The organism is Lapillicoccus sp., from assembly GCF_025353065.1.
Taxonomy (GTDB): domain Bacteria; phylum Actinomycetota; class Actinomycetes; order Actinomycetales; family Dermatophilaceae; genus Lapillicoccus.
The window spans coordinates 85862-97888 of the sequence record NZ_JANXRJ010000052.1 but is presented as its reverse complement, the minus strand read 5'-3'; the positions used below and the strand labels follow the sequence as shown (position 1 = coordinate 97888).

Sequence of the window (12027 nt, the reverse complement as noted above, 5' to 3'; positions counted from 1 at the left end):
GGCACGACGAGCGTCGGGAGACGGGTCCAGACGGGTCCAGGCGAGTTCAGGCGAGTTCAGACGGTGACGACGGCCGAGACCTCACGGCCAGGGAGCCGGTCGCGGCCGTGCAGGAAGGACAGCTCGAGGATGCACTCGATGGCCGTCACGACGCCGCCGGCCCGTTCGACCAGCTCGCACGTCGCGGCGGCCGTGCCACCGGTCGCCAGCACGTCGTCCACGACGAGCACCCGCTGCCCGGGCCCGAAGGCGTGGGAGCTGACCTCGAGCGTGGCGGTGCCGTACTCCAACTCGTAGTCCACGGCATACGTCTCGGGCGGCAGCTTGCCGACCTTGCGCACCTGCACGAAGCCCAGCCCCATCCGGTATGCCGTGGCCGCACCGAGGATGAAGCCGCGCGCCTCGATGCCCGCGACGACATCCACCCGCCCCGAGTAGCGCGTGGCGACGTCGTCGACGAGAGCGGCGAAGACCGGCGCGTCGGCGAGCAGCGGGCTGAAGTCCTTGAACTGCACCCCCGGCTTCGGGAAGTCGGGCACCTCACGCATCCGGCTGCGGACGAGGTCGGCCAGGCCTGTCACCGCTTGGACTTCGGAGCGCGTTTCGGCTGGTTGCGGGGCCCACTCGCCTGGGCCCACTTGTGCACCTCGCGGACCGATCCGTCGGCGCGGACGGCGCTGTCAGCAGGTTCGTCGAGGTCACCCCCGTCGAACTCGAAGGATCCCTCGAGCTCGGGTGCGGGAGTGTCGTCGAGGTCGTCGAGCGCCCTGCTCGACCCGGACGTGCGGTCCGCGGACCGCGAGCCAGCACCGACGCCGGCGGTCACCGGGGACTTGGCCTGGGTGCGGAGGGCAGTCCGCTCGAGCTCCTTGACGGCCGGCTCGCCGCGGCGCAGGTCGACCAGCAGCGGCGTCGCGATGAAGATCGAGGAGTAGGCCCCGACCGCGATGCCGACGAAGAGCGCGAGGCTGAGGTCGAGGAGCGTCCCCGGTCCGAGCTTGGTGAAGCCGACGACGAGGATGGCCGCGATCGGGAGAAGCGCGACGACGGTGGTGTTGATCGACCGGACGAGCGTCTGGTTGACCGCGAGGTTGGCCGCCTGGGTGTAGGTCTGGCGCCGCGTGGTCATCGCCGACGTGGTGTTCTCGCGCACCTTGTCGAAGACGACGACCGTGTCGTAGAGCGAGTATCCGAGGATCGTGAGGAAGCCGATGACCGACGACGGGGTGATCTCGAAGCCGAAGAGGGCATAGATCCCCACCGTGATCACGAGGTCGTGGACGAGCGCCACCAGCCCCGAGATCGCCATCTTCCAGGTCCGGAAGTAGATCGCCATGACCACGGCCACGAGGACGAGGAAGACGATGAGGGCCTGGATCGCCTTGCTGCTCACGGACTGGCCCCACGAGGGGCCGATGAGCGAGGCGCTGACGGCGGTCGGGGCCACCCCGAACTCGCTCCCCAGGGCCACCTTGGCCTGGTCGTTGCGGTCGCCGGCCGCTTCGGTCTGGACCCGCACCGTGTTGCCGCCGATGACGGTCGAGACGATGTTGCCGGTGATGCCCGCCTTGATGACCGCCTGCTGCGCCCGCTGCTCGTAGTTGACGGTCGATATGACGTTGCTGATGCGGTATTCCGACCCGCCGCGGAACTCGATGCCGAAGTTCAGGCCTCGGGCGAAGACGCCGACGAGGGCCAGGATGATCAGGACGGCAGAGATCGCGTACCACGTCTTCTGGCGCCCGATGAAGTCGATCGACCGCTTGCCGGTGTAGAGGTCGTTGCCGACCTTGGCCATGGAGAACATCTCAGGCCTTCCCCTCGGCGACCGGCCGGGACGGTGTCGTGGAGGAGGCGCTGCTGGGTCTGGGCCGCACGGTGCTCGACGTGCTGGTGGAGCTCCACGCCATCACGGAGGCCGGCTTCGGGCCGGCGAACTGACCGCGACCGACATATCGGATCTTGGCCCCGAGGCGCTCGGGGTCGAGTCCGGACCACCTGTGGCCGCCGCCGAAGAACTCGGTGTGCGCGATCAGGGCGACGACCGGGTGGGTGAAGAAGACGACGACCACGAGGTCGATCAGGGTCGTGATCCCGAGCGTGAACGCGAAGCCACGCACGTTGCTCGCGGCGAGGAAGTAGAGCACTCCGGCGGCCAGGAAGTTGACCGCGTCGGCCGCGAGGATGGTCCGCCGGGCACGCTTCCAGCCTGCTTCGACCGCGGCGACGAGGGGCCGCCCGTCGCGCACCTCGTCCCGGACGCGTTCGAAGTAGACGATGAACGAGTCGGCCGTGACGCCGATGGAGACGATGACGCCGGTGACCCCCGCCAGGGTGAGGCGGAAGTTGTAGGACCAGCCGAGGAAGGTCAGCATCACGTAGGTGATCCCTCCGGCCACGACGAGCGAGGCGATCGTGACCAGACCCAGCAGGCGGTACTGCACCAGCGAGTAGACGACGACGAGGAGCAGGCCGATCAGCCCGGCGAGCAGCCCGAGCGTGAGCTGCTCCTGGCCGAGGGTCGGGCTGACGTCCTCCTGGGTCTGCAGCGCGAAGGACATCGGCAGGGCGCCGAACTTCAGCTGCGAGGCCAGGCTGCGGGCGCTCTCGATGGTGAACGAGCCGGTGATGCTGGCCTTGCCGTTGGTGATCGCCGCGTTCGTCGTCGGGGCGGAGATGACGGTCTTGTCGAGGACGATGGCGAACTGGTTCTGCACACCCTTGAGGCCGAGCAGGCGGGTGGTGACGTCACCGAACTTCTTCGACCCGTCGGAGGTGAAGGTCAGGGCCACCTCGACGATGCTCGTCGGCTGGCCGGTCGGACCGGTCTGGTAGCCCGACGTCGCGTCGGAGATGTCGGTGCCGTCGACCTCGACCGGACCGAGGACGTACTTCAGCGCCTTGTCCTGGGAGCAGGCCACCAGCGGCTTGGCCGGGTCGTCGACGACGGTCGAGACGGCTTCCGGCTTCGAGCAGTCGAGGGCGGTGAACTGCTTCTGGACGTCGGCGGTGATCCAGGCGAGGTCGCTCGCACTGGTGGGCTTCACGGTCGGGGTGGCCGCTCCCGTGGTCGCGGTGGCAGCACCGGGGGTCGCAGTCGCTGCCTTCGCGGCAGGGGTCGTCGCGCCTGCGCTGGGGGTGGTCGTGTCCTGGAGCAGCGCCTGGGGGATGGCTCCGTTGGCCGAGGTCGTCCCACCCTGGTTGGCGGTGGCCGGGGCGTTGGGGGTGAAGACCGGTGGCGGCGTGGTCGCGGTCGACGGCTTGGCCGTCGCCGTCGCGGTCTTCGACGCGGTGCCGGTGCCGGTCGTGGCGGTGCCCGTGGCGGTGGACGCTGCCTGTGGAGAGCCGTAGTCGATCGCGAGGACGGCCCGGAACCGCAGCTGCGACGGCTTGCGGACGGCGTCGAGCTGGGCGGTGGTGGGGGTGCCGGGGATGTCGACGACGATGTTGCGACCGCCCTGGGTCGCCACCTCGGCCTCGGACACGCCGAAGGCGTCGACGCGCTGCTGGATGATGTCGCGCGCCTTGTCGAGCTGGCCCTGGTTCACCTGCTGGTTGGGGTCGGCGAGGACCGGTTCGAGGACCATCTCGGTGCCGCCCTCGAGGTCGAGGCCGAGCTTGGGCGTCAGCTGACCCCCGCCCCACTTCGCCGCCGCGGCGGTGCCACCGCACAGCAGGACGAGGATGATGATGAGGGCGAGAAGCACCCGTCGCGGGTTGCGGGTGCGGGCATCGGACGCCATGGAGGCCTACTTCTCGTCGACCGGCGAGGCCGGCACGTCGGTGGTCGCAGTGGTCGCAGTGGTCGCAGGGGTCTTCGACAGGTCCACCGCGGTGGTTGACCCGGTGGTGCTCGTGTCCACCCTGATCGCCACCGCGCGCCGGTCGAACTTCACGACGGTGCCCGGGGCGATCTCGAGGTGCATCACGAGGTCGTCCATCGCGACGACGCGGCCGAACAGGCCCGACGTGGTGCACACCTCGTCGCCCACGTCGATGGAGGACTGCAGGTCCACCGCTGCCCGCTGCCGACGCCGCTGGCTCCAGAACATGAAGCCCACGAGGAGAATGAGCAGGAACGGCAGCAGTAGTGCTCCCAGACCTTGGTTAGGCATCAGTGAGGTGTCCTTCGGTTGACCCTGGTCGCAGGGAGATGGCTTGACCGTGAGGACAACGCCTTCGCGGCTACCAGAGTGCCGACCCGAGATGGTCGGCGTGCCTGCAGGAGTCTAGGCGAGCGGCACATCGTGGAACAAAGTCACGCTCGGGTGTCCCCCACATTGTCACCGAAGTGCGACCCGGCGCTCGCCGAGGCGGTCGTCGGGGTATGCCACGTGCTCACCCCCCGAACCGGCCCCCGTCATCGAGCGGCAGGGCTCCCTGCGTGCCGTCGTAGAGGCCGGGCGCGTGGGCCGGCGGGGTGAGCCCGAGGTGCCGCCACGCCATGCTCGTGGCCGCTCGGCCCCGCGGGGTGCGCACGATGAAGCCCTCGCGGACGAGGAACGGCTCCGCCACGGTCTCGACGGTGTCGGACTCCTCCCCCACGGCGACGGCGACCGTGCTCAGGCCCACCGGCCCGCCGTTGAAGCGTCGGCAGAGCGCCTCGAGGACTGCCCGGTCGAGCCGGTCGAGGCCGCGGTCGTCGACGTCGAAGAGGGCGAGAGCGACCCTGGCCGCGTCGAGGTCCACGACGCTGCGGCCGTGCACCTGGGCCCAGTCGCGCACCCGGCGCAGCAGGCGGTTGGCGATGCGAGGGGTGCCCCGGGAGCGCGTGGCGATCTCGGTGATCCCGGCGAGGTCCGCCTCGACGTCGAGCAGCTGCGCCGACCGCTGGAGGATGGTGACGAGGTCCTCGGTCGCATAGAAGTCGAGGTGCCCGGTGAAGCCGAACCGGTCGCGCAGCGGCGCCGGCAGGAGTCCGGCACGGGTCGTCGCGCCCACGACGGTGAACGGCGGCAGCTCGAGCGGGATGGCCATCGCGCCCGGGCCCTTGCCGACGATGACGTCGACCCGGAAGTCCTCCATCGCGAGGTAGAGCATCTCCTCGGCCGGCCGGGCCATCCGGTGGATCTCGTCGAGGAAGAGCACCTCGCCCTCGGCCAGCGAGGACAGGATCGAGGCGAGGTCACCGGCGTGCTGGATGGCGGGTCCGGACGTGATCCGGATCGGCTGCTGCAGCTCGGCGGCGACGATCATCGCCAGGGTGGTCTTGCCGAGGCCCGGCGGCCCGGACAGCAGCACGTGGTCGGGGGGGCTCCCCCGGCGCCGCGCCGCCTCGAGGACGAGCGAGAGCTGGTCGCGGACCCGTGTCTGACCGGGGAAGTCGGCCAGCCGTTTCGGCCGCAGGGCCGCCTCGATCCGGCGTTCGCCGTCGTCGGAGGCCGGGTCCACCACCCGCGCCGTGGCGTCGATCGAGCCGTCGTCGGCGCGCTCGAACCACGGGTCGTCGGGGTCCCCGCCCGCCCCGGGCACGCCCGGCTCCTCGTCGCGCACGGTGGTCATCGCCCGAGGACCTGGAGGGCGGAGCGCAGCAGCGCCGAGACGGAGGCGTCGGGCGCGGGGCCGGCCTGGGCGACGGCCTCGACCGCGTCGTCGGCCTGCTTCGTCGTCCAGCCGAGGCCGACCAGGGCGTCGCGCACCTGGCCCTGCCAGGCAGCGGTGGCGGGCTGCCCCACGACGAGCGTGCCGCTCGGGACACCGATCTTGTCTCGCAGCTCCAGGATGATGCGCTCGGCGCCCTTCCGGCCGATGCCGGGCACCTTGGTCAGGGCGACGAGGTCACCACCGCCGACGGCGGCCCTGACCGCGTCGGGCGTGTGGACCGCGAGCATGGCCAGCGCCAGTCGGGGTCCGACGCCGGAGACCGTGAGGACGGTCTCGAAGACCGACTTCTCGTCGTCGTCGGCGAAGCCGTAGAGCGTGAGCGAGTCCTCGCGGACGACGAGCAGCGTTGCCAGCGTTGCCGATCCGCCGACGCGCAGGGAGGCGGCTGTGCCGGGGGTCGTGTGGACGAGCATGCCGACACCGCCCACCTCGACGACGACGGAGTCGAGACCGGTGCGCAGCACCGTGCCGCGGACGGAGGCGATCACCGGCTCGCCACCCGGCCCGGGGCGACGGTGCCGGCCGGCGAGGCCGCGCTCGGACGCGCCTGCTGGCGGGCGACGGCCTCGTCGAGGCGGGCCTGCGCGCCACCACGCCAGATGTGGCAGATCGCGAGGGCCAGGGCGTCGGCGGCGTCGGCCGGCCGGGGCGGCGCCGGGAGCCGCAGCAAGCGGGTCACCATCGCCGCGACCTGGGTCTTGTCGGCCCGGCCCGACCCGGTCACGGCCGCCTTGACCTCGGTCGGCGTGTGCATCTGGACCGGTATGCCGCGTGACACCGCCGCGAGCATCGCCACCGCCGAGGCCTGCGCGGTGCCCATGACGCTCGCGACGTTGACGTCGGCGAAGACCCGCTCGATCGCGACGACGTCGGGGCGGTGCCGTGCCACCCAGTCCTCCAGCTCGGTCTGCAGGAGCAGCAACCGCTCGGGAGTGGGCAGGCTCGACGCGGTGCGGATGACGCCGACCTCCACCATCGTGAGGGGACGCCCCAGGTCGCCGTCGACCACCCCGACACCGCAGCGGGTCAGTCCGGGGTCGACTCCCAGGACGCGCACCACGGCATACCTCCTGGGGTTGGCCTCGAGCATGATCGTCGGACCGCCGTGAGCACACACGGTCCGAACAGGTGTTCGGGACGATGCTACAACGCCGGTGCCGACCGGGCCGTCAGGACTCGCCGGAGACCGTCAGTCGGAGACCGTCGAGAGACCTCCAGCCCGGATCACTCGTCGTCGTCGAGCTCGGCCAGCACCGCGTCGGGGACCTCACCGTTGGCGTAGACGTTCTGCACGTCGTCGCTGTCCTCGAGCGCCTCGAGGACCCGGAACATCTTGCGCGCGCCGTCGGCGTCGAGGGGCACCTGGAGGTCCGGCACCCAGGCGGCCTCGGCCGAGTCGTAGTCGATGCCCGCCGCCTGCACCGCCGTGCGGATCGCGACGAAGTCGCTGGGGTCGGAGACGATCTCGAAGGCCTCACCGAGGTCGTTGACCTCCTCGGCGCCCGCGTCGAGGACGATCTCGAGCAGCTCGTCCTCGGTATGACCCGACTTGGGCACCATGACGACGCCCTTGCGGTGGAAGACGTAGGACACGCTGCCGGGGTCGGCGAGCTGACCACCGTTGCGGGTCAACGCCGTTCGGACCTCGGCCGCCGCGCGGTTGCGGTTGTCCGTGAGGCACTCGATGAGGACGGCGACACCACCGGGGGCATACCCCTCGTAGGTGATGGTCTGCCAGTCGGCGCCCCCGGCCTCCTGGCCGGAGCCGCGCTTGACCGCCCGGTCGATGTTGTCGTTGGGCACGGACGTCTTCTTGGCCTTCTGGACGGCGTCGTAGAGCGTGGGGTTGCCGATGATGTCGCCGCCGCCGGTGCGGGCCGCGACCTCGATGTTCTTGATCAGCTTCGCGAACAGCTTGCCGCGCCGGGCGTCGACGACGGCCTTCTTGTGCTTCGTGGTCGCCCACTTGGAATGGCCGCTCATGCGCGTTCCCTCACGATCTCGACGAACAACTCGTGCACCCTCGTGTCACCGGTGACCTCGGGATGGAAGGAGGTCGCGAGGAGGGCGCCCTGACGAACGGCAACGATCCTACCCGCGGCCGGGCCGGTCCCGTCGCCCGCAACCCGGGCGAGGACCTGCACCGACGGACCGGCCTGCTCCACCCACGGCGCGCGGATGAAGACGGCGTGCATCGGCGCGTCCAGACCCGCGAAGTCGATGTCCTCCTCGAAGGAGTCCACCTGACGACCGAAGGCGTTGCGCCGCACCGTGATGTCGAGGCCGCCGAGGGTCTGCTGGTCACCCGGGGCGTCGGTGATCCGGTCGGCGAGCATGATCATCCCGGCGCACGAGCCGTAGACCGGCAGCCCGTCGGCGATCCGCTGGCGGAGCGGCGCATACAGCTCGAAGGCCCGCACGAGCTTGTCCATCGTCGTCGACTCGCCCCCGGGGATGACGAGGCCGTCGAGGGCCTCGAGCTCGGCGGGACGGCGCACGGTCCTGACGACGGCCCCGGCACCCTCCAGGGCGCGGAGGTGCTCGCGCACGTCACCCTGGACGGCGAGCACGCCGATCGACGGCCTGGCTGTCATCACGTTCGCCACGGGTGGTCAGGTCAGCCGACGTGGACGGACGGACGTTGCTCGCGGTTCGGCTCGGCCTGGCGCAGCACCTCGCGCGCGACGGGTGCGACGTCGCCCCCGCCGAAGAAGAGGTAGCGCAGCAGGGCGTAGATCGGGTTGCCCTCCATCCACTCGAAGTAGATGTTGGGGATCTTGCCCGTGTGGTCGCGGATGGCCAGCAGGGTGGCGGCGATGGCGTTGGGGATGGTCGCCGCCTCGACGGTGAGGATCTGGTAGCCGTGGCGCGACTCGCCCCGGACGATGAGGTCCTCCGAGAAGTCGGACGCGTCGACGACGGTGACCTCGAGGAAGAGCAGCTTGTCGGTGTCGGCGAGGTTGTGCTCGTGCCGCTCGAGGACTTCCTTCTCCATGTAGTCGAGCATGTCGCGCTCGCCGTCGGGGTCGTGGGCGATGATCCGGAACGTGCCTGCGCGGGCCTCCTCCTCGACGAACTGCAGGGCCAGGGGGTCGAACTCGACGGCGCCGACCCGCAGCTCGGTCGAGCGCTTGGCCCGCGACACGAGCGACGTCACGATGATGGCGACGATGAAGAAGGCGGCGATCTTCACGCCGTCGGGGCGCTCGATGACGTTGGCGACGGTGGTGTAGGCGAAGATCGCGGCGATGACCCCGTAGGCGATGGCCGACTTGCGTGCGCCTCGCTTTCGCGCGGAGACGGTCACCGCGATGGACGCCGAGAGGATGAGCACGAGGACCCCCGTGGCATACGCGCCGCCCTGGGCGTTGACGTCGGCGCGGAAGAGCAGCGTGATGACGAAGCCGATCGTGATGAAGACGATCACCAGCGGCCGGGTCAGCCGGGTCCAGTCGGGAGCCATGCCGTAGCGCGGGAGGTAGCGCGGGACGAGGTTGAGCAGGCCGGCCATTGCTGAGGCTCCCGCGAACCACAGGATGAGGATCGTCGAGATGTCGTAGACGGTGCCGAAGCCCGCGCCGAGGTACTCGTGGGCGAGGAAGGCCAGGGCGCGTCCGCTCGCCTTCCCGCCCTCCTGGAACTCCTGCTGCGGGATGAGGAGCGTGGTCGCGAAGCTGCTGGCGATGAGGAAGACGCTCATGATCGCCGCGGCTGTGCCGAGCAGCCGCTGCGTGTTGCGGATCCGCTGCTCCGGCTCCTCCGGACGGTCGGTGTCGGCGCCCTCGACCAGCGGCATCATCGTCACCCCCGTCTCGAAGCCCGACAGCCCGAGAGCGAGCTTGGGGAAGACCAGCAGCGCGATGCCGACGACGACCCACGGGTTGCCGCGGGACTGCAGCAGCGCCGAGCTCCAGTCCGTCACGAGGTGGCCGTTCGCGATGATGTGCTCGACCGCCACCCCGACGACGACGACGTTGAGGGAGAGGTAGACCGCGACGAGCCCGACGGCGATGCCGATCGCCTCGCTGAAGCCCTTGAGGAAGACGGCACCGAGCAGGGCGACGAGGAAGAGGGTGACGAGGATCTGCTGGCCGTGCAGGAACGACGGGGCGAAGGGGTTCTCGATGGCGTGCGCCGAGGCGTCGGCCGCCGACAGCGTGATGGTGATGATGAAGTCGGTGAGGGCGAAGCCGAGGAGCACGAGGACGAAGAGTTTGCCGAACCACGCGGAGAAGAGCCGCTCGAGCATGGCGATGGAGCCCTGGCCGTGGGGGCTCTCGCGGGCGACCCGGCGGTAGACGGGCAGCGCGCCGAGGAGGGTGAGCAGGACGAGCACGACGGTGGCCACGGGCGAGACGAGGCCGGCGGCCAGCGCGGCGATCCCGGGCTGGTAGCCGAGGGTCGAGAAGTAGTCGACCCCGGTGAGGCACATCACCTTCCACCACCGGTGCTGGTGCGTCTGCTGCTTCGCGGCCGGGACCTGCACGTGCGGCCCGTGCTTGGGACCGGCCGTCGCGGACTGGTCGGTGAGGAGCCACTGCCGCAGGCCTGCCAGTCGGGGCGCGCGCGTGGGCGTGGTGGGCTCGGGCACGGACGGAACACTAGCCGCCGGTCCCGTGTGCGGCACGCGGCCACGCGGATACCGTCGACCCATGGACCGCACGCTCACCGACCACCCGCTCGTCACCCGAGCCGCCGCCCTCGATGCCGAGCACGCCGGCGTCGACCGGCGCTCGGCGTTCACCCTCCCCCACGGGGTCGTCTATCTCGACGGCAACTCGCTCGGCGCCCTCCCCCGCGCCGTGGCCGACGTCGTCGCCGACGTCGTGACCCGGCAGTGGGGCGAGCGGCTCATCCAGTCGTGGAACGAGTCGGACTGGTGGGGCGCGCCGGAGCGGGTCGGTGACCGCATCGGCGCGCTCGTCGGCGCGGCGGCGGGCCAGACCGTCGTCACGGACTCGACCAGCGCCAACCTCTTCAAGGTCTTCGTGGCCGCCTCCCGGATGCAGCCCTGGCGGACCCGCGTCCTCGTCGACCCCGACTCCTTCCCCACCGACCTCTACGTCCTGGAGTCGGCGGCCCGGCTCGCCGGCTTCACGGTCGAGCAGATCCATCCGGGCCGTGCGCCCGAGCGGATCGCCCAGCTCGGCGACAAGCTCGCCCTCGTCGTCTACTCGTCCGTCGACTACCGCACCGGCGAGCTCTGGGACCTGCCCGGGATCACCCGGGCGGCGCACGCTGTCGGCGCGTTCGCTCTCTGGGACCTCTGCCACTCGGCCGGTGTCCTCGACCTCCAGCTCGACCGCGACGGGTGCGACTTCGCGGTCGGTTGCGGCTACAAGTACCTCAACGGCGGGCCGGGTGCGCCGGCCTACGTCTACGTGCGCACCGAGCACCTCGAGGGATTCCACAACCCCGTCTCGGGGTGGCACGGCCACGCCCGTCCGTTCGGCATGGAGCGGGAGTACGACCCCGCCCCGTCCATCAGCCGGGCCCGCTCCGGCACCGCGCCGATGATCAGCCTGCTGGCGCTGGAAGCCGCGCTCACGGCATACGACGGGCTCGAGGTCACAGCCGTGCGGTCGCGGTCGCTCTCCCTCACCGCCTTCTTCGTCGAGTGCCTCGGGGCACTCGCGCTCGACCTCCCCGTCGCCACGCCGATGGAGGGCGGGCGCCGCGGCTCGCAGGTGTCACTGCGCCACCCCCGCGCGTATGCCGTGGTGCAGGCCCTCATCGCCCGCGGCGTCGTGGGCGACTTCCGCGAGCCCGACATCATCCGGCTCGGCTTCGCTCCCCTCTACGTCTCGCACGCGGACTGTCTCCGGGCGGCTCAGCAGCTCGCCCTCGTGATCGATGAGAAGGAGGACGAGAGAGGGGAGTTCGCGCAGCGGGCCCAGGTGACCTGACGCGGTCGTCCGTGCGTCAGGCGCCGTAGTGCAGCGTCCCGCGCAGCGCGGGCAGCGAGCGGGTCAGCCGCCCTGCAGCGTCTGGCGGAGGGTGGACAGGGTGTTCCCGAGGGCGAGTTGTCTGCTCGCGCTCAGACCGAGGGTCTCGGCGAGGACCTGGTGGGTGACCGACTGCCCAGAGGCGAGCCTGCGACGTCCGGCGGCGGTGAGGAGGACGATCGAGGACCGTCGGTCGGTGGGGTGCCGGCGGCGGCGGCACAGTCGCGCCAGCTCGAGCCGGTCGACGGCCTTGCTCGCGCCGCCGACCGAGATACCCAGCTCGTGGGCGACGTCCTGCACGCGACAGTTCGGGACCGCGCCGACGACCTGCAGCGGGAGGTAGGACGTCACCCCGAGGCCGATCTCGCTCTCGAGCCGGTCGTTGACGAGGTCGAGCAGCCGTACCTCCGCGAAGACGAGGTCGGCGAACAGCGTCGCGTGGTCCATCACGACCCGTAAGCCTAGCGAGGTGGACCCG

General features: G+C 70.9%; 12 protein-coding genes. 1 reads left to right on the top strand and 11 read right to left on the bottom strand.

Features of this window, described 5'->3' with window-relative positions:
• Positions 1 to 56 precede the first annotated feature (56 nt).
• The 10 genes from Q0R63_RS04960 to Q0R63_RS04915 form a co-directional block, all read right to left on the bottom strand.
• Entirely contained in the window at positions 57 to 581 is a 525-nt protein-coding gene (locus Q0R63_RS04960; protein WP_295694873.1) for an adenine phosphoribosyltransferase, read from the bottom strand.
• Positions 578 to 1807: a protein translocase subunit SecF gene (gene secF / locus Q0R63_RS04955; RefSeq protein WP_295694870.1), complete on the bottom strand. Its 1230-nt coding sequence runs from the start codon at positions 1805 to 1807 to the stop codon at positions 578 to 580. Before secF ends, Q0R63_RS04960 begins: the two co-directional genes overlap by 4 nt.
• A gap of 1 nt (position 1808) precedes the next feature.
• Positions 1809 to 3743: a protein translocase subunit SecD gene (gene secD, locus Q0R63_RS04950; protein WP_295694867.1), complete on the bottom strand. Its 1935-nt coding sequence runs from the start codon at positions 3741 to 3743 to the stop codon at positions 1809 to 1811.
• Between the two features lie 6 nt (positions 3744 to 3749).
• Positions 3750 to 4115, bottom strand: coding sequence for a preprotein translocase subunit YajC (yajC, locus tag Q0R63_RS04945; RefSeq protein WP_295694865.1), 366 nt, complete (start codon positions 4113 to 4115; stop codon positions 3750 to 3752).
• Positions 4116 to 4338: 223 nt separating this feature from the next.
• A complete protein-coding gene (ruvB, locus tag Q0R63_RS04940) occupies positions 4339 to 5502 on the bottom strand; it encodes a Holliday junction branch migration DNA helicase RuvB (RefSeq protein ID WP_295694862.1) in 1164 nt (387 codons plus the stop codon).
• Complete coding sequence (gene ruvA / locus Q0R63_RS04935; protein WP_295694859.1) at positions 5499 to 6092, bottom strand: Holliday junction branch migration protein RuvA; 594 nt, start codon at positions 6090 to 6092, stop codon at positions 5499 to 5501. The genes ruvB and ruvA overlap by 4 nt, the downstream gene beginning before the upstream one ends.
• Positions 6089 to 6661 carry a crossover junction endodeoxyribonuclease RuvC gene (gene ruvC, locus Q0R63_RS04930; RefSeq protein ID WP_295694916.1) on the bottom strand — a complete coding sequence of 191 codons (573 nt, stop codon included), beginning with the start codon at positions 6659 to 6661 and terminating at the stop codon, positions 6089 to 6091. The genes ruvA and ruvC overlap by 4 nt, the downstream gene beginning before the upstream one ends.
• A 167-nt stretch (positions 6662 to 6828) precedes the next feature.
• On the bottom strand, positions 6829 to 7587 hold the full coding sequence (locus tag Q0R63_RS04925; protein ID WP_295694856.1) for a YebC/PmpR family DNA-binding transcriptional regulator: 759 nt from the start codon (positions 7585 to 7587) through the stop codon (positions 6829 to 6831).
• Positions 7584 to 8198, bottom strand: a complete 615-nt coding sequence (gene pdxT, locus Q0R63_RS04920) for a pyridoxal 5'-phosphate synthase glutaminase subunit PdxT (RefSeq protein ID WP_295694854.1) — start codon at positions 8196 to 8198, stop codon at positions 7584 to 7586. Before pdxT ends, Q0R63_RS04925 begins: the two co-directional genes overlap by 4 nt.
• A 23-nt stretch (positions 8199 to 8221) precedes the next feature.
• Entirely contained in the window at positions 8222 to 10036 is a 1815-nt protein-coding gene (locus Q0R63_RS04915) for an amino acid transporter (RefSeq protein ID WP_295694914.1), read from the bottom strand.
• A 220-nt stretch (positions 10037 to 10256) separates the two neighbouring features.
• On the opposite strand from Q0R63_RS04915, the gene kynU reads away from it, so the two are divergent.
• Entirely contained in the window at positions 10257 to 11510 is a 1254-nt protein-coding gene (gene kynU, locus Q0R63_RS04910) for a kynureninase (protein ID WP_295694851.1), read from the top strand.
• Between the two features lie 63 nt (positions 11511 to 11573).
• On the opposite strand, the gene Q0R63_RS04905 is transcribed toward kynU, so the two are convergent.
• Positions 11574 to 11996 (bottom strand): MarR family winged helix-turn-helix transcriptional regulator, encoded by a 423-nt coding sequence (locus tag Q0R63_RS04905; RefSeq protein ID WP_295694912.1) that lies wholly within the window; start codon positions 11994 to 11996, stop codon positions 11574 to 11576.
• Positions 11997 to 12027 lie beyond the last annotated feature (31 nt).

Excerpts from the sequence above, each read along its gene's own strand:
- pdxT (WP_295694854.1), bottom strand. The coding sequence starts at position 8,198 with ATGACAGCCAGGCCGTCGATCGGCGTGCTCGCCGTCCAGGGTGACGTG.
- Q0R63_RS04925 (WP_295694856.1), bottom strand. The coding sequence starts at position 7,587 with ATGAGCGGCCATTCCAAGTGGGCGACCACGAAGCACAAGAAGGCCGTC.
- secD (WP_295694867.1), bottom strand. The coding sequence starts at position 3,743 with ATGGCGTCCGATGCCCGCACCCGCAACCCGCGACGGGTGCTTCTCGCC.
- kynU (WP_295694851.1), top strand. The coding sequence starts at position 10,257 with ATGGACCGCACGCTCACCGACCACCCGCTCGTCACCCGAGCCGCCGCC.
- secF (WP_295694870.1), bottom strand. The coding sequence starts at position 1,807 with ATGTTCTCCATGGCCAAGGTCGGCAACGACCTCTACACCGGCAAGCGG.
- Q0R63_RS04915 (WP_295694914.1), bottom strand. The coding sequence starts at position 10,036 with ATGTGCCTCACCGGGGTCGACTACTTCTCGACCCTCGGCTACCAGCCC.
- yajC (WP_295694865.1), bottom strand. The coding sequence starts at position 4,115 with ATGCCTAACCAAGGTCTGGGAGCACTACTGCTGCCGTTCCTGCTCATT.
- ruvB (WP_295694862.1), bottom strand. The coding sequence starts at position 5,502 with ATGACCACCGTGCGCGACGAGGAGCCGGGCGTGCCCGGGGCGGGCGGG.
- Q0R63_RS04905 (WP_295694912.1), bottom strand. The coding sequence starts at position 11,996 with ATGGACCACGCGACGCTGTTCGCCGACCTCGTCTTCGCGGAGGTACGG.